The organism is Marinobacter sp. LA51 (assembly GCF_030297175.1).
In the GTDB taxonomy this organism is placed as follows: Bacteria; Pseudomonadota; Gammaproteobacteria; order Pseudomonadales; family Oleiphilaceae; genus Marinobacter; species Marinobacter apostichopi.
In genome coordinates this window covers 676,061-691,489 of record NZ_AP028070.1, presented here as the reverse complement: position 1 = coordinate 691,489, position 15,429 = coordinate 676,061, and the positions used below count along the sequence as shown (strand labels likewise).

18 protein-coding genes are annotated in these 15,429 nt (G+C 57.7%); all 18 read right to left on the bottom strand.

Annotated elements, in window-relative coordinates; genetic code table 11:
* Positions 1 to 14: 14 nt before the first annotated feature.
* The 18 genes from QUE89_RS03180 to QUE89_RS03095 all read right to left on the bottom strand — a co-directional run bounded on the left by QUE89_RS03180 (position 15) and on the right by QUE89_RS03095 (position 15,272).
* Complete coding sequence (locus QUE89_RS03180; protein WP_286221801.1) at positions 15 to 428, bottom strand: pilus assembly PilX family protein; 414 nt, start codon at positions 426 to 428, stop codon at positions 15 to 17.
* Positions 418 to 1,194 carry a PulJ/GspJ family protein gene (locus QUE89_RS03175; protein ID WP_286221800.1) on the bottom strand — a complete coding sequence of 259 codons (777 nt, stop codon included), beginning with the start codon at positions 1,192 to 1,194 and terminating at the stop codon, positions 418 to 420. The genes QUE89_RS03180 and QUE89_RS03175 overlap by 11 nt, the downstream gene beginning before the upstream one ends.
* Entirely contained in the window at positions 1,194 to 1,703 is a 510-nt protein-coding gene (locus QUE89_RS03170; protein ID WP_286221799.1) for a type IV pilus modification PilV family protein, read from the bottom strand. Before QUE89_RS03170 ends, QUE89_RS03175 begins: the two co-directional genes overlap by 1 nt.
* Positions 1,700 to 2,179, bottom strand: a complete 480-nt coding sequence (locus tag QUE89_RS03165; RefSeq protein WP_286221798.1) for a pilus assembly FimT family protein — start codon at positions 2,177 to 2,179, stop codon at positions 1,700 to 1,702. The genes QUE89_RS03170 and QUE89_RS03165 overlap by 4 nt, the downstream gene beginning before the upstream one ends.
* Before the next feature lie 69 nt (positions 2,180 to 2,248).
* Positions 2,249 to 2,722, bottom strand: coding sequence for a type IV pilin protein (locus QUE89_RS03160; protein ID WP_286221797.1), 474 nt, complete (start codon positions 2,720 to 2,722; stop codon positions 2,249 to 2,251).
* 35 nt (positions 2,723 to 2,757) lie between these two features.
* A complete protein-coding gene (locus tag QUE89_RS03155; RefSeq protein ID WP_286221796.1) occupies positions 2,758 to 3,267 on the bottom strand; it encodes a type II secretion system protein in 510 nt (169 codons plus the stop codon).
* Between the two features lie 34 nt (positions 3,268 to 3,301).
* Positions 3,302 to 3,805 (bottom strand): hypothetical protein, encoded by a 504-nt coding sequence (locus QUE89_RS03150; RefSeq protein WP_286221795.1) that lies wholly within the window; start codon positions 3,803 to 3,805, stop codon positions 3,302 to 3,304.
* Positions 3,806 to 3,883: 78 nt separating this feature from the next.
* The gene (locus QUE89_RS03145; protein ID WP_286221794.1) at positions 3,884 to 5,113 is read right to left on the bottom strand and encodes a type II secretion system F family protein; all 1,230 of its coding nucleotides are present in this window, start codon (positions 5,111 to 5,113) and stop codon (positions 3,884 to 3,886) included.
* Positions 5,113 to 6,879: a GspE/PulE family protein gene (locus tag QUE89_RS03140; protein WP_286221793.1), complete on the bottom strand. Its 1,767-nt coding sequence runs from the start codon at positions 6,877 to 6,879 to the stop codon at positions 5,113 to 5,115. Before QUE89_RS03140 ends, QUE89_RS03145 begins: the two co-directional genes overlap by 1 nt.
* A gap of 2 nt (positions 6,880 to 6,881) precedes the next feature.
* On the bottom strand, positions 6,882 to 7,967 hold the full coding sequence (locus QUE89_RS03135; RefSeq protein ID WP_286221792.1) for an MSHA biogenesis protein MshN: 1,086 nt from the start codon (positions 7,965 to 7,967) through the stop codon (positions 6,882 to 6,884).
* Positions 7,964 to 8,803: an ExeA family protein gene (locus tag QUE89_RS03130; protein WP_286221791.1), complete on the bottom strand. Its 840-nt coding sequence runs from the start codon at positions 8,801 to 8,803 to the stop codon at positions 7,964 to 7,966. Before QUE89_RS03130 ends, QUE89_RS03135 begins: the two co-directional genes overlap by 4 nt.
* Position 8,804: 1 nt before the next feature.
* A complete protein-coding gene (mshL, locus tag QUE89_RS03125; RefSeq protein ID WP_286221790.1) occupies positions 8,805 to 10,514 on the bottom strand; it encodes a pilus (MSHA type) biogenesis protein MshL in 1,710 nt (569 codons plus the stop codon).
* Between the two features lie 17 nt (positions 10,515 to 10,531).
* Positions 10,532 to 10,879: a hypothetical protein gene (locus QUE89_RS03120; protein ID WP_286221789.1), complete on the bottom strand. Its 348-nt coding sequence runs from the start codon at positions 10,877 to 10,879 to the stop codon at positions 10,532 to 10,534.
* A 1-nt stretch (position 10,880) separates the two neighbouring features.
* Positions 10,881 to 11,582: an MSHA biogenesis protein MshJ gene (locus QUE89_RS03115; protein ID WP_286221788.1), complete on the bottom strand. Its 702-nt coding sequence runs from the start codon at positions 11,580 to 11,582 to the stop codon at positions 10,881 to 10,883.
* Entirely contained in the window at positions 11,582 to 12,187 is a 606-nt protein-coding gene (locus QUE89_RS03110) for a PilN domain-containing protein (RefSeq protein WP_286221787.1), read from the bottom strand. Before QUE89_RS03110 ends, QUE89_RS03115 begins: the two co-directional genes overlap by 1 nt.
* Positions 12,184 to 13,116 (bottom strand): type IV pilus biogenesis protein PilM, encoded by a 933-nt coding sequence (locus QUE89_RS03105; protein ID WP_286221786.1) that lies wholly within the window; start codon positions 13,114 to 13,116, stop codon positions 12,184 to 12,186. Before QUE89_RS03105 ends, QUE89_RS03110 begins: the two co-directional genes overlap by 4 nt.
* Positions 13,117 to 13,315: 199 nt before the next feature.
* A complete protein-coding gene (ssb, locus tag QUE89_RS03100; RefSeq protein ID WP_041341488.1) occupies positions 13,316 to 13,843 on the bottom strand; it encodes a single-stranded DNA-binding protein in 528 nt (175 codons plus the stop codon).
* 58 nt (positions 13,844 to 13,901) lie between these two features.
* The gene (locus QUE89_RS03095; RefSeq protein ID WP_286221785.1) at positions 13,902 to 15,272 is read right to left on the bottom strand and encodes an MFS transporter; all 1,371 of its coding nucleotides are present in this window, start codon (positions 15,270 to 15,272) and stop codon (positions 13,902 to 13,904) included.
* Positions 15,273 to 15,429: the final 157 nt, after the last annotated feature.

Here is a 15,429-nt window from a genome sequence, read left to right as displayed (position 1 = left end):
GGTTACGACTGCAGTCATCGGACTCGAACCTCCACGGTACGGAATGCGGCCTCGGCGCCAGAGCCACACTGGCCCACACTGACCAGGGTGTAAACGCGCTCCAGGGTAGAGTCGCCGTCAATGTCTGCCTGCACCGAAGTACAACTCAGGTTGGCGCTGCAACCAGTGAGACCGGCTTGAGTATAGTTCACTGCTCCCGGCACTGAGCCACAGCTGCCACCATCCAGCGCCTCAGTTACCGCCACTTGGGCGCCGCTCTCGGCGGCATAGAATGCCCGCTGGGAGAGAATCTGTTGGCCAACAGCCGCCCCGGCACTCTCTTGTTGCTGGGCCATGCTGACCACAATCAACGCCAGCACGGTAATCACAAACAGGGCCACTGGCAGACCGGCGCCCCGCTGTCGGTTCAGGAAGGTGTCAGGGAACATTGCGGATCTGAACCTCCTGGCTGACTGTGGTGGTTTCGTTGCCGTCGGCGCTTACAAGGCCAAAGGTAAATTGCACCACCGCTGCCCGTTGCAAAGTGGCCGGTAGGAAACGGAAATCCACCGTCCCAGTCAGGTTGGCGGCCAATACTTCCGGCGTCACTGCCGGCGGCGTGGGTTGGCTGGATGTCCGGCCGTAGCCGCTGTAACGGTGAAGGAAACGACCGCTCTGGCAAAGACTCACCGGATCACCCACTATAAATAGTCGCCGCGCTGGCGAGGTTTCGCTGAATTGATGGCTGCCCGACAAGGTGATGGCTGCAGGTGATGCCGAGTTGTCGATAATGGAAATAGTCTCGGAAACGGGACCGGGATTGGTATCGGCGTAGAGGTCGTCTGTTGCGGTGCCGTAGCCATAAACTACGGCCCTGGTATTGCCCACCGCCGGCACCTGGGCGAAGGCGGCGATATCAATTTCATCAAACCCAGGGCCAGAGGTCAGCTCCAGATAATTCGTCCCCGCCTGCAGTGGTAGCCATTCAATACAGGAGCCATTGCTGCGCACCGATAACGGGAAAGCCTCCCGCAGTTCCCGGGTAATTTGCTCACTGATTACCACCGACTGCAGCGCGCGGAGCTGCCGCGCGCCTGTATCAAGGGCACCTCGGGTCGACAGGCTGACAAACCGAACGGACACAATGGACACTATGCTAAGCAGCACAATCACCATCAGCAGTTCGATCAGAGTAAATCCGGTCCGGCGACGCATCAGTAATTCGCCCTGTAGACCGAGAAATTGTAACCCTGTCCTGAGGGATCGGTGATGGCAAGATCAATACGCTTGGCATCGTCTGATGGAAGACCTACCTCCGTGCCCGCACACTGCACATCAACGGAAATCAGAAAATTCGCGTAGTCTGCCGCAAGCGGCGTGCCTTCAGCGTTTTGTGGAGCAGAGTTATTGATGGCGTTGTAGTCATCGACATCATCATAATCGGCGCGGCTGCCCTCTTCCGTGTTAATAGTGCAACCCGGCTCTTTTGGAACACCACCCACAGGGGTGTCTTCGTCATAACGACGACCAAGAATCTCATCCATGTAGATCTGTGCCAGGGCCACGGCCCGCGTTTGGTTGAGCGGATCCGCACTGCGTCCCGCAATCAGGGAGAACGCTCCCACGGTTCCGGCAATGGCAACACTGATGATGACGATGGTAATAACAAGCTCTACCAGAGTTGCACCGGATTGGTCTTTCGGCGGACTCGCCTGACACTTCATGGGCAAGCCTCACCAAACACCGCGCCCAGAGAGCTCAGGCACAGGTTGAATGTGCTATCCCCGGTAATCCGGAAATCGATATTGGTTCGCGCGGCAGGAGTGGCAATTCTACCCATTGGGCTGAAGCCAATGTCGATGCCGCCTGCTGGAACGTCAGCATAGGGACTGCCTGCTACGCGATAGGCCAGAGTGGAACCACTGCGAGGCAAGCTAAATTGAGAAGATGCAGCCAGGAAAATCAGATCGTCGCTGGTCTGGCGGATGGTTAAGGTGGAAGAGGAATTCCCCGCCAGCGCCGCCTGTTGGGCAAGCAGCGTGGCGGAGGAGAGTTGCTGGGTGGCGAGTAATGGAGAAAAGGCAGTTCTGCCTGCGAAAAGGCCTATGCTGACGGCAGATAAAACTCCTACCAGTATCAGCACCATGACCAACTCAACAAGAGTAAAGCCTGCACACGAGGAACCCTTGGGTTGCCTCATACGATCTCCCACTATCTTAGAGGTCGCCCCACATTTAGTGGGCCGCTTCCGCTTCCGCGGCCGATAACCTTAGCAACCGCCAGTCTGAACCCCAGTAACCTGGCCACTAGTCTCATCATAAGTGAACTGACATTGGGTACCGGACGCAGGTGTATAACCTGTAATCGTAAATACGCCGGTACTGGCATCAAATGAAAAATCCGTCGCGTCAGTCTGCGCAGCGGCGGTAATGCCTGGGGGAGTAGCGGTAGCTGCTACAGCATCAGGATACCCTTCTGCCGACATATCCACTGTTACTCCGTCAAGAACAACTGTCGCAGCATTGTTGCCGTCTGCCAACCACTGAGCATGAGCAATAGATGCAGCGGATTTAACTGCGCCAACAGCGCCCTGCAAGCTCGCCGTTCTTGCTTCATTTCCTAAGTCTGCAAACCGCGGCAAAGCAAACGCTGCCAGGATGCCCAAAATCACAATCACCATCACCAGTTCGATAAGGGTAAAGCCTTTTTCTTTTCTCACTGCCATTGCACTCATAGCATTCATGGTACTTCTCCGTTTTTTACTCTGCGTGAGCCGTTTTAATTCACTGTTGTTATGATGTCGCCGTTATCGGCGTCGTATTCGATGGTGCTGCTCTGAGCATCCGCCTGGTACGTATAGACACAGTCACCTGCGTCTATCGTCACTGCATACTCCGGGGTAGCGCCTGTCACAATTGGTGCATTTGATTGCAGCACGCCAAGCCAGACTTCCTGACACTTCGCGGCCGTCATTGTGGTGCTGGTGTCATCAGACGCGACCGAGGTCGGCCAGCCATCAGCGCCCACATCCACATTGTCGTCACCAAATCCCTGAACGTCAGTTGACGCTGCAGTAAGTCCGTTAGACACCCACTGGGTTTTGGCCAATGCCACGCCAGCAGCCAATGCACCCGATGTGGCCCGAATATTGGCTTGATGAGCCTGTTCGGAAAGCTGTGCAAATCGGGGAAGCGCGAAAGCCGCGAGGATCGCCAGAATGGAGATCACGACCACCAATTCGATCAGGGTGAACCCCTTTTGATTTTGTGTTTTTCCGCACTGCCTCATAGGTCAGCCTCTTTCCAGATTTTTGTCCGTCGTGTCAGTGTCGTGCGTCCTGCATAAGCACTGTCTGTTCCCCAGACGATACCGGCGACAGCTTTAGTCCCGTTGATCGCTCGCTTTGCTCCCGCTGTCCGTTTTTATTGCGGTCTGCAAATTCTGTTGTGACCCTCCAGGCCAGTAATTCTCCGGCTTGAGCGCCACGTCCGTTCAAGGTTATCGGCTGGTTAGCGGTATAAATTAACCATCCTCGGGCAATGTTTACTGTTACTTTTTGTTCTTCCTGTCGAAAACACCAGGTTCCCGGCTGGAATTCCGATTCTTTGCACAGCCCTTTGTAGCTCGGCCACTGGTGGTTAACCAGCTCAAACGGGTTTAAATCCTGATGCTCCTCAAGCCGGCCATTCCGGCTCAGCATCACTTCTGCACCTTTAATCACCAAAGACGCCCGTAGCTGGTTTAGGATCAGGTTGGCAGACTGCTCTTCCGCCTTCTGAACTTCCCTCTCCAACACACCCAAAAGGAACCAGACGACCAGTGCCAATACTGACAGTGACGCAGCTAGCCGAAACAATCGGGCCAGCGCCACCCCTTCGGCGCTGAACAGGCGTTCCCCTCTCACTTAGCCCCGCCCCATAGCGGCGGCCCCCAGATCCCAGATCGGCAGGAATACGCCAAGTGCGAGAATCAACACCAACACACCCATGGCCACGATAAGGATCGGCTCGATGGATTCCGCCAGCCGTTTGAGCCCGTAATCCACGTCCTCGTCGTAGAAATCGGCAACGTTGTTGAGCATGTCATCCACGGAGCCTGTTTCTTCTCCTACTGCAATCATTTGCAAAATCAGGGGCGTGAACATGCCACTTTGACGAGCGGTACGCAACAGGCTCTCGCCCCGCTCAATGCCCATACGCATCTCTTTGATGTGCCTGGATATCCAGGCATTGTCGGTGGCATCTGCCACCACAGTCAACGCGGTGGTTACCGGCATTCCTGCCGCCAGCATGGAGGCAAAATTGCGAGCGAACCGGCTCAACGTTATCAGCTCCAACAAGGGACCAATGACCGGCATTCGCAATTTATACCTATCCCAGGTCAACTCGCCCTGTTCCGTGCGCCTCCACTGGCGCAGCAGAAGGCCACCAGCGGCGACCACAAACAGCATCACGTACCAATAGTCGATCAGGAAATTCGAGGTGCCGACCAGCACCTGTGTCAGGAATGGCAGGTCCGCGCCCAGCTTATTGAACACCGCGGCGAATTTCGGGATGACCAGAAAGTTCACCACCATCAGCGCCGCCAGCAAGGCAACCACCACAAACGTGGGGTAGCGCAGAGCCTGTTTGAGGCGGCGCTTGGTGTCCCGCTCCAGCTCCAGGATCTCTGACAGCCGCTTGAAGGCGTCGTCCAGCATGCCGGTATTTTCGCCGACGTGTATCATGGAGATGAACAACTCCGAAAACACTTCCGGGTGCGCCTGCATGGCAGTCGCCATGGTGGTGCCGCCCTCCAGCCGGGAGGTGACATCCTCCAGCACTTCCGCCAGCACCGGTGACCGGGTGGTTTCGGCCAACCCACGCATGGTGCGAATCAACGGTATGCCGGCTTTGGTGAGGGCGTACATCTGGCGGCAAAAAACGATCAGCTCATCCAGAGTCACCTTCTTCCGGAACAGCGGCATTTTGTTCAGCCGGTCGACCAAGGACGCTTGCTCTTGTTGCTCGCGAATGGTGAGCGGGGTAATGCCCCGACGCACCAATTCCGAAGCCGCCGCATCCGCATTGGCGGCTACCAGCGACCCCTGCTGCAGAATTCCGCGATCATCCTTACCCCGGTACCTGAACTGCATCAGACGATGCTCCCCTCACGCTCATCCAGAAGCGGCACTTCGGCGGTGTCTTCATAGTCGCTTTCAGAGGCTGCAGCCACGCGGGCCACCTCTTCCAGGGTGGTTTTCCCTTGCAACGCGTAATCCATAGCGCAATGGCCGAGCGGACGGTAAAGCTCGCCCTGACGAGCCGCCCGAGTGAATCCGGAAACGTCCTGGCGCCGCAAGGCGTCAAGCATGCTTTCGTTCATTTCGAGCAGCTCATAGACGCCGACACGACCTTTATAGCCAGTGTTACTGCACTGATAACATCCTCGCCCATGAACAAAACCGGCCTCCCGATCCAGAGGGTCTAGATCAAAGCTATCCAGCCAAATCCGTTCCTGATCGGTGGGGTCATAGGGCTCAGAACAGTTCTCACAAATCCGCCGCACCAGGCGCTGGGCAACCACGCCCAGCAGTGAACTGGCTACCAGAAACGGTTGCGCACCCATATCAATCAGGCGCATGGCACTGCTGATGGAGTCGTTGGTGTGCAGGGTGGAGAGTACGAGGTGACCGGTCATAGCGGCCCGGAGTCCGATGTCCACCGTTTCCTGGTCACGCATCTCGCCCACCAGAATCACATCAGGATCCTGACGCAGCGCAGAACGCAGAACGCCGGCAAATTCCAAGCCGATTTTCGGGTTCACCTGCACCTGCGTAATTCGCGGCAGCCGATATTCCACCGGGTCTTCGGCAGTGATGATCTTCACTTCCGGCCGGTTCAGTTCACTCAGTGCACCGTACAGCGTGGTGGTTTTACCACTACCGGTCGGCCCGGTAACCAGAATCATGCCGTGGGGCTTTCGAATCATGCGCCGGAACCTCTCCATGAGCTCCGCCGGCATGCCTGTGGCATCCAGGTTCAGCATGCCCTGGCTCTGATCCAGCAGTCGCATCACCACCGATTCTCCATACTGGACCGGCATGGTGGAGATCCGCACGTCGATGCTTCGTCCTTTCACCCGAATATTGAATCGGCCATCCTGGGGCAGTCGCTTTTCCGAGATATTAAGCCCTGCCATGAGTTTCAGACGCAGGACCAGCGCGGCGTTGACGCGCTTTTCCTTCATCACCTGCTCCTGGAGGACGCCATCGACCCTCTGACGAATCCGGACCACGGTTTCATCGGGCTCGATATGAATATCGGAGCTGCGGGCCTGCACCGCATCTTCGAACAACGTTTGCAGCAACTTAACCACTGGCGCTTCGGTGCTTTCGGACTCAGCGGACAGGTCGGCCAGGTCAAAGGCATCATCGCCCAGCTCGTCTTCCAACTCTTCCGCCAGCGAGGCGATTTCCTCGGTACGACGATAGACGAGATCGATGGTGCTGAGCAGTTCACTCTCCCGCACCACCGCCTGCCTGATCGGCTGCTTTAGAATTCGAACCAGCTCGTCGTAGGCGAAAATGTCGAGGGGGTCGGCCATGCCAACCAGCAGGTCGCCACTTTGCTCTGCCAGCACAATACTGCGGAAACGTCGGGCCATGGCTTCCGGCAGCTTTTTCACCAGCTCATTATCGAACTGGTAGTGCCGGAGCTGAACAAAGGGCACTTCAAGTTGCCGGGACAGGATGTTGAGCAGGTTATCCTCATCCACGTAGCCCAAATCAATCAGGGTACGGCCAAGCTTGCGCCCGGTATTTTTCTGTTCCCGCAGGGCGGTCATCAGCTGCTGTTCAGTGATGACATCGTTCTGGACCAGCAGGTCACCTATGCGGATTTTTTTCTTTGGCTCCGTCATCTCTATCCTGCCTGCAAAAGTGTCAAACGGTTACGAACATAGTCCGCCAGCGACGGCGACAAACCAGGTAGTTGGGCCGCCTGCGTGTATGCCTTCAAGGCACCAGCAGCCTGCCCCCCGGCTTCAAGGGCTATGGCGAGACCAACCCACCAGGTTGGCTGGCTGTCGTCCAAAGCAATCAAGGCTGACCAGTGCCGTGCCGCTTCAACGTTCTGGCCGGCTTGCTGCGTCAGGGTGGCTAGCGTAATCCGGTACTCGATGTTGTCAGCCACCGGCGGAACATCCTGGGACAAGGTAGTCACGGCTTCATTCAACCGGCCCAGCGAAAGCAGTGCCCGGGCTCTCAGCAAACGTAATTCAGGGTAGCCCTGGGCTTCCTCACCGGAGACCCAGGGAAGCGCCCGCCCTGGAGAATCCTGCAACAACATGGTCCGAGCGTAGACGCCTCGGCTCACCGGTGCCGTCTGGTTAGAAGTCACATCCGCCAGTTGCTGTCCGGCCGCCCTGAATTCACCCGCTCGCAGCAGCCGGGCAACTTCCCGGCTCACACGCAGATCGATTGTCTCCGCGGTCTCGCGAACCTGTTTGACCGCCGGCGCCTGAGCCTGAGCCTCTGCAGATTCGGGCTCCGGCAGTGGCTCAGCAGGCTGTGAGGCTACCGGCGCAGTGTCGGAAATCTCAGGCTCGGCTTGTGGCTCTGGCGAGATAGCTTCGGGCTCTGGGCGGGCGGCTTCTGACGCCGGCACCGTGTCAGATAATGCGGTGTGACCTGTACTCGTCGCCAGCACTGCCTCGGACCCAGGCGCTTGTTCGGGTTCGGATTCAACTTCTGCTTTCGGTGCAGAATCGCTCAGCTGCTTAGGCACTTCTGGCGCGGCCGGCGGTGCTGGTGTTGGTGCTACCGGTATACGGAAGAAGTAGCCATACACAGCGACGACCACAAGAATGACCAGCAGCAACGCCATAACCGGAACCAACCAGCGACGAGCCGCCGGCTGCCGGTTGACCTGACCGGTGTAGGCGGTCGAAACATCCGTACGCCCCTGGCGCTGTTCGGCGGCTCGCAGAGCATCATTGAGCAGACTCATAACCACCTCGCCAACAAGCCGGGATACCGGACGCTTTCCGTGTCACGAATCGCCCGTGCCACGTGCCGACGATTCACGTGCCGATCGCCCACACCCCAGGCCGACAGCATGGCTTTGTGAGCGAGAATGTTTACCAACCTGGGAATGCCTCCGGACGAGCGGCTAATCAGACGCAACGCGGCAGCCGAAAACAGGTCGCCACCGTTATAGCCAGCCTGGGACACGCGATGGCGCAGGTAATGAGCCACCGACCGCCGATCGAGCGGAGCTAGCCGGTAGTGGAAGGTAATGCGCTGGCGTAACTGGCGCAGGCTGTCTTTCTGCAACAGGGCATCCAGCTCCGGTTGGCCAAACAGAACGATTTGCAGCAGCCGCACGCTTTCAGTCTCAAGGTTTGTCAGCAGCCGAAGGGCTTCAATCGTCGCCTCCGGCATAGCCTGGGCTTCGTCTATGACCAGCACCACCTGTTTCTGCCCCATCGCCAGATCAATCAGCTTTTCATTCAGTGCCTTCAGAATCTGATGAGTGTTGGCACACGCCGAAACATCCACTCCCAACTCCTCAGCCACGGCCTCATACAGGGTGTCGGGGTCCAGATGCGGATTCGGGATGTAAGCGGTATGAGCTTTCTGTTCCAGCTCATTCAGCAGCAACCGGCATAACAGGGTCTTGCCGGTGCCGACTTCGCCGGTGATCTTGATAAAGCCCTCGCGCTCGCTCAACGCTACCAACAGCAACTCCAGCGCATCACTATGGCTGGGCGCCCGCAGAAAATAGCGGGTGTTGGGCGTCAATGCGAACGGTGCTTCCTGCAGTCCGAAATGGGCTTCGTACATGCTAGCGACGGGCTTTCTCCGGTTCCGGGGTAACAGATTTCGACGATTGCAGCAGCTCGCGGAGCACGTTCATGCGCTCACGGCTGGCCGCAATGTCCGCGGTAACTCGAGCAGGTTCTGAAACAACCGGGCGCAACAGAATAACCAGTTCGCTTTTCTGGGACTTGAACCGGCGCTGCTTGAACAGCTCACCCACTACCGGGATGTCGCTGAAGAACGGCACCGCCGAGTTAGTGTCTTCACTGCTGTTCTGGATCAGGCCGCCGATGACCACAATCTGGCCGCTCTCGGCGCGGATCACACTGTCGGTTTCGCGCACGGTGCTGATCGCCAGCGGCAAGGTGACATCGCGCTCACCGATGGTGATGACTTTGTTCTGGTCGTCCACTTCGGTCACCGATGGGTGAACGTGCAGGGTAATACTGCCGGATTCGGAAATCTGCGGCGTAACATCCAGGGAAATGCCGGAGAAGAACGGCGTCAGCTCTACGGAAGTGGAGGTGCTGTCGGCCCCTGTCACGGCAGAGTTGTCATCATCAAAGTCGATATCGGTAACGAAGAACTCGTCGGTGCCGACCTTGATCACTGCCTTCTGGTTATTAACCGTAGAAATCCTCGGGCTGGAGAGAATCTGCACATTACCCTGCTCACCCAGCAACTCAATGAGTGCGGTGAAGTCTCCGGCGCGAACGCTTGCCGAGAACAGGCCGCCAATGTCTGAGGTCCGGATAACCTGCCCGCTCAACGCCTGGGCCGTAAAATCTTCGGGCAGGCCGTCGGAGTCGGTAACGCTGGAAGCGCTTTGCAGATCAGACCAGTTGATGCCCTGCTGGTAGCCCTCGTTGAGAATGATCTCGAGGATTTTCGCCTCAAGCACCACCTGGCGCTGCATGATCAATTCAGTACGGCGAAGGTATTCTTCCACCAGACGCAAATCGTCGGCACCGGCTCGGACCATCACCAGGCCGGCACCGGGATTAACGATCACCTGGCTATCGTCGCCACGGCCGATGATCATGCTCAAGGCCTGATCAATGTCGGACCAGAAGTCCGATTCCGTTGCTGTGGAGATGGTCGTGCCCACCAGGTTACGAGTCTCATTGCTGCGGTTATCGTCCACACCGTTGGAAGAGTTTCCGTTGCCGCTTTGCGTTCCGCTCACCTGACCCGAACTGACACGGGTTTCCGAGCCACCTTTGCGTTTGAAGTGCAGGTAGTCGATCGGGAACATCCGGGTTTGAATCCGGTCGCCATTCACTTTGTACAGCCGACCACTGCGCTGAATATCCAGGCCGTAGAGGTCGGCAGCAATGTCCATAACGTCGGGTACCGTCACATCCCGCAGCCGCAGATCAATGACCGCTTCGACACCCGGATAAACTGCCACGTTGTAGCGGGTGCCATCGACCAGGGATTCGAAGAAACTGCCGGCGGGAATGCCACTGGCATTCACATCAAACCGTTCGTCCAGATCCTGCCCCTGAGACAAGGGTGGCAACAAAGCCGCACTGACCTCTGCAGGCAGAGCTGCGGCCTTGTTGTCGGCGACATCGGCAGCTACCGACTGCCGCTCAGCCTCAGCCAAACTGCGTTGAATGTCATCGGCCACATCAGTCGACGTCGCGTTGGATGTACGCATGAGCGGATTGTTACTGCACGCCGTCAGGGTCGCTGCAATCAGCAGGACCGCCATTGGTCTCATCGAAGTCATGATTTTCCGTTCATTGGTCATTGGGTTCTGCGTACCTGCGGTAGCTTGTCGAGATACAACGTGCGAACGCGCCCGCGGTCGATAACCTCAACCCGGTCCCGATGGATTCTGCGCACACGGATGCCATCGAAAGACTGGCCCTCGGCACGGGGCTCGCCATTAATAACGGCAACCCGACGCTCCGCGCCCACCAGAATAGACTGCAGGGCAAGGTCGGCCAGGGGTGCGGCTTTTGCCGGTGCATCATTTAGCCCAGGAGGCCGGGTTGGATCCTGGAGTGCAGAGGCGGGCGCAGCCATTCCAAAGCCGCAACCTAACAGCATCAGGGCTAACCACAACCGACGGCCTGCGTTCGATCGAATCATGTCACACCCCCAACCAGGCCGGCTCAAGACTGAGCGTCCGAACCCGGATAATGGCCTCACCAGCGGGCCAGTTTTCGGCATCGTATTCGAACACCACCCAACCAAGCCGGTTATCCAGGCCCTCGAGACGCTTGAGATACGCCAGTACGTCCAGGTAGCTGCCCAGAATGCTGAGCTCCACATCATAAGCGTACAGCAGCGGGCCACCTTGCTTTTGCTGTTCGGCAGCTGTCGCTTTCGCATCTGCCCCTTCGGCCCCTGGGCCGTATACCGGTGTCGGTGTCTTTAATTCGAAGGTCTGAAGTTCCAACGACGCCTGCGCCGCCAGCATATCTTTTAGCAGGGACACCATCGCCTTGGGCGCAATCAGCTTGCCGGTGGTATCGGCAATCTGGCGATCCAGCCTGGCCAGGCGCTTCTGCCGTGCGTCCAGCTGGTCTCTCAACGTCTCGGAAGGGTCCGAGGCCAGCTGATTGGTCAGGCCCTGCTGCTGAGCCAACAGGCTGTCCCTGCTGGCTGCCAAAGTGCTTAGCCGGGATTCAAACTGGTCCTGCTGGTTCACGGCCGGAGCAATGGCAAGCTCCCAGCCGATAAACAGCACTAACACCAGCAGGGTAACAGTGATCAGTACCCGCTCTCGAATCGGTCGCTCATTGAACAGGTCGGCACCGGTTTGCAAAGAATCGCGCCAGGAAGTCGCCATCAGTTGTTCTCCCCTGCCCGTTCCGTGGCCACGTGAAATTCGATCCACTGCCCCTCTTCGGGCCGCGTCAGCCGAAAGGCACCAAATGTCTGCCCGGTAAAGACCGGCTCGTTTCCAAGATTCTCAAGGTAGGTTGGCACCAGCGCACCTGAACGCGCTCGACCCTCGATAGTCACCAGCGACGGCTGGGCATCGAGCCGGATGCCGGTCAACCAGACATCCTTCGGAATTTGCCGGGCCAGCGCTGCCATTTGTGGAGAGAATCGTCCGCCGTCATTCAGGATCAGGCCCTCCACTCTCTCAAGCAGTTTTTGACGACGGGCCAGAGTTTCAGTAACTCGATCCAACGCGTCCTGGACTTCCGGTGCGGGTTGCCGGGCACTGACACTCTCTGACAGTTGGAGCACATTCTGCTCCAGAGTCTGGGTCTGCGACTCCAGCGCGCTTACCCGCGCTTCAAGCTCGCTGTTCTGGTAGCGGATAATTGCAGAACCAACTCCAAGCGTAACCACCAAAACGATCACCAGCGCTATCAAGGCGCCAGCCTGGAGGGTTTCCTTCCGAGGCCTTAGCTCCTGGGTGTACAAATTCACTTGCTGGGTCATGACAGCACCCCCGATTGCTTCGAGAGACTGGCACTCCAGGCAGGAAGACAGCGACTATCAACCGGCCGCTCGACTCCCAGTGCCGCCCAATCGAGCATTTCGACACCGGCCGCAACATAAGAGGACACCATGGACGCCAGAGGCAGCGCACTGTCGCGAGCCACCAACCTGATCATCGCCGGCGGCACCTGCCCCAACTGACTTTCGTAATAATCCAGGGATCGCTGCATTTCCAGCGCCAGCGACTGCACCGCGTTTTCCTGGCGGCCGGCGTCGCGCAGATCTTCTGCGGCGACATCAAGGCGACGGGACAGGTACAATGTGTCTTCGCGACACACCACCATCTGGCCATAACTTTCCCGCAGATGGACCAGTGCAGCGCCACGCTGGTTGTTATCCAGCTGGCTGACCAGGTTGCGCAGCGCTAGCTCCGCAATATCCACACACTCCAGGTGCAGGCCAGAGCCATTCACCAGGGCGACCAGTTCGCTGACCAGAGACTTTCGCGCGGCAACCACATTGACCAATTCGCCGCGGCCGCGGGAGGCATCTTCAGGAAAAGGGAAAACATCGGAGACCGCATCGGTGGGACTAAAATCCAGCAGGTCTTTCAGCTTCCATCGCAGGGCGTCGCTCAACTCGGATTCGTCGATACCATCCGGGCGATCCATCTGGAACACCTGATATTGGTCCAGCGGCAACACCAGGGTAGTGATCGCGCCGGTCCAGCCGCGCTTACCAACCAGGCGCTGTAACACCTGAGCACGCTTGGCCGGCCGACAATCTTCGAAACCAAATTCAGGGATAGCCGTGCCTGAGGCTTCCGCCCAGGCAATGCCGTCAGGTCGAATTTCAAGACCTACGCGCAGGTGGCCATTGGTGCCACTGAATTTATCGGTGATCTTCTTAAAAATGGAGCGTTTTGTCATGAGGGTCTTTCAGGTAGATGCTGGGCCACACGCCGACCCTAATTTATTATTTTTCTGGGAGTAATAGCACTGCTGTTTACATTAAATGACATCATAAATTAGAAACCGAACCTAACTCCACGTTTATAGTGCAATTTCACGTGTTTTTGCGCCTCTGTAACAAAAAGGCCCCCTTAAAAGGAGGCCTTTACAACCCTTCTTAGAAAGGGATGTCATCATCAAAGTCGTCCACCGGCTCAGGCATGCTTCCCTGAGAAGGCTGGTTGTAGCCACCCGATTGCTGCTGTGGCGGCGGGTTGTTGTTCTGCTGCGGCGCCGGTGCATTGTAATTGGACTGCTGCGGACGCCCCGCCGGTGCACCCTGGTTCATGCCGCCTTCACCCCGGCTGTCCAGCATCTGCATCTGGCCATTGATGTCCACCACTACTTCGGTGGTGTAGACGTCCTGGCCTTCCTTGTTCGTCCACTTCCGGGTTTGCAGCTTGCCTTCGATGTAGACCTTGGAACCTTTGCGCAGGTACTGCCCCGCCACTTCGGCCACTTTTCCGAACAGCACAATACGGTGCCACTCGGTTTTTGGCACCATTTGTCCGGTCTGACGATCCTTGTAGCTCTCGTCAGTGGCAAGGTTCAGGTTGACCACCGCATTACCGTTCGGGGTATAACGGGTATCAGGATCCTGACCAAGGTTCCCGATAAGAATGACTTTGTTTACGCCTCGTGCCATGTTCCGCTCCTGACTCTGTTTTCAGGGACGACCCGCGCTCCTTGCAGGTCTCCAAATTTCAAGATTTGCTACCGTGCCGAACAAAGGAAAAGTCCGCCAGTAACGCTTCATCAAAGTGCCGTCGATCCACCTTAAGATAGGCAGTTGCAGCACCCTCAACAATGACCACATCCTGGACACCGGGAAGCCGGCGCAGGCTGTCGTCGATTTCGTCATACTGACCAGCTACAGCTTGCTGCAACTGTAACACGAAACTGGAGGTGTATCCCGGCGATGGCATGGTCAGGGCAACCAGGAACCAGATCCCCAGAACTGCGACCATAAACCAGAGCACACCGGTGAGCCCGAACTGCTCCAGCAGCAGACCACCCAGGGCCCCACCCAGAAAGGCGCCCATAAACTGAGAGGTGGAATAGACTCCCATCGCAGTGCCCTTGCTGGCCGCCGGCGCCTCCTTACTGATCAGCGACGGCAAACTTGCCTCCAGCAGGTTGAATGCCATGAAGAAGAAAAACAGCAAACCCCACGCCGCCAACAATCCTACCGCGACACTGGCCAGGCCCGCAGTCGCCAGCATCAGCAGCGCGATGGCCCCGCAAAGCACCGGCTTCATCTTGCGCTTCTTTTCACCAATGATGATGAACGGCACCATCGCGAAGAATGACGTCACCATGACACTGAGGTAGAACCACCAGTGGGAGCGACTGGCCAGCCCCAGGCTGTCCTGAAGGATAGAGGGAAACGCAAGAAACAGAGCTGTCAGCACAAGGTGAAGCGCGAATATCCCAAAATCCAGCCGCAGCAGACGGCGATCCGACAGCACCTTGCCCAACATCTCCCGAGCCGGGTGGGTATCGGCACTGATTCGATGCTGATGCGGCGTTGGCACCACCCGATGGACCACCACCAGGGCGATAGCCGCGAGTGCGGCGGTGACATAGAAAATGCCCGACAGTCCCCAGACCGAACCGATCAACGGCCCCAGTACCAGCGACACCGAAAACGACAAACCGATCGAAATCCCGACCGTCGCCATCGCCTTGGTTCGCTCTTCTTCCCGGGTAAGGTCACTCAGCAGCGCCATCAGCACACTGGCAATCGCTCCGGCGCCTTGAAGAATCCGACCAGCGATCACAACGTATATGGAGTCGGTGGAAGCGGCCAGCAGACTACCCGCGGCAAATAGCACCAGCCCGATGTAGATCATTCGCTTGCGGCCAACCCGATCGGACAGCATGCCGAAGGGAATCTGCAGCAGTGCCTGGCTCAGGCCATAGGCGCCAATGGCAAAACCCAGCAGCGCCGGGGTGGCGCCATCCAGATCATTACCCAGCAACATGAACACAGGCATGACCATAAACAGGCCAAGCATCCGCATTGCATAGACAGACGCCAAGGCTGAAACCGATCGTTTTTCCAGCGCGTTCATTGAAGCACTACCTCAGCTGGGGTTGAGAAGCAGATGGGCGCAAAAGCAGCAGGCCTTCGCAGGCGGCGCATTGTATCAGAAGGCAGCCAATCACGGCACAGCCACCCGGACGGCCAAACATCCGGTTTCTTCGCCGCAGCCACTCGAACGCGGTATA

Bases quoted from the DNA above. Each gene is read 5' to 3' on its own strand.
- QUE89_RS03130 (WP_286221791.1), bottom strand. From the start codon at position 8,803: ATGTACGAAGCCCATTTCGGACTGCAGGAAGCACCGTTCGCATTGACG.
- ssb (WP_041341488.1), bottom strand. From the start codon at position 13,843: ATGGCACGAGGCGTAAACAAAGTCATTCTTATCGGGAACCTTGGTCAG.
- QUE89_RS03095 (WP_286221785.1), bottom strand. From the start codon at position 15,272: ATGAACGCGCTGGAAAAACGATCGGTTTCAGCCTTGGCGTCTGTCTAT.
- QUE89_RS03140 (WP_286221793.1), bottom strand. From the start codon at position 6,879: ATGACGGAGCCAAAGAAAAAAATCCGCATAGGTGACCTGCTGGTCCAG.
- QUE89_RS03170 (WP_286221799.1), bottom strand. From the start codon at position 1,703: ATGAAGTGTCAGGCGAGTCCGCCGAAAGACCAATCCGGTGCAACTCTG.
- QUE89_RS03120 (WP_286221789.1), bottom strand. From the start codon at position 10,879: ATGATTCGATCGAACGCAGGCCGTCGGTTGTGGTTAGCCCTGATGCTG.
- QUE89_RS03115 (WP_286221788.1), bottom strand. From the start codon at position 11,582: ATGGCGACTTCCTGGCGCGATTCTTTGCAAACCGGTGCCGACCTGTTC.
- QUE89_RS03110 (WP_286221787.1), bottom strand. From the start codon at position 12,187: ATGACCCAGCAAGTGAATTTGTACACCCAGGAGCTAAGGCCTCGGAAG.
- mshL (WP_286221790.1), bottom strand. From the start codon at position 10,514: ATGACTTCGATGAGACCAATGGCGGTCCTGCTGATTGCAGCGACCCTG.
- QUE89_RS03175 (WP_286221800.1), bottom strand. From the start codon at position 1,194: ATGCGTCGCCGGACCGGATTTACTCTGATCGAACTGCTGATGGTGATT.
- QUE89_RS03160 (WP_286221797.1), bottom strand. From the start codon at position 2,722: ATGAATGCTATGAGTGCAATGGCAGTGAGAAAAGAAAAAGGCTTTACC.
- QUE89_RS03145 (WP_286221794.1), bottom strand. From the start codon at position 5,113: ATGCAGTTCAGGTACCGGGGTAAGGATGATCGCGGAATTCTGCAGCAG.
- QUE89_RS03135 (WP_286221792.1), bottom strand. From the start codon at position 7,967: ATGAGTCTGCTCAATGATGCTCTGCGAGCCGCCGAACAGCGCCAGGGG.
- QUE89_RS03155 (WP_286221796.1), bottom strand. From the start codon at position 3,267: ATGAGGCAGTGCGGAAAAACACAAAATCAAAAGGGGTTCACCCTGATC.
- QUE89_RS03105 (WP_286221786.1), bottom strand. From the start codon at position 13,116: ATGACAAAACGCTCCATTTTTAAGAAGATCACCGATAAATTCAGTGGC.
- QUE89_RS03165 (WP_286221798.1), bottom strand. From the start codon at position 2,179: ATGAGGCAACCCAAGGGTTCCTCGTGTGCAGGCTTTACTCTTGTTGAG.
- QUE89_RS03180 (WP_286221801.1), bottom strand. From the start codon at position 428: ATGTTCCCTGACACCTTCCTGAACCGACAGCGGGGCGCCGGTCTGCCA.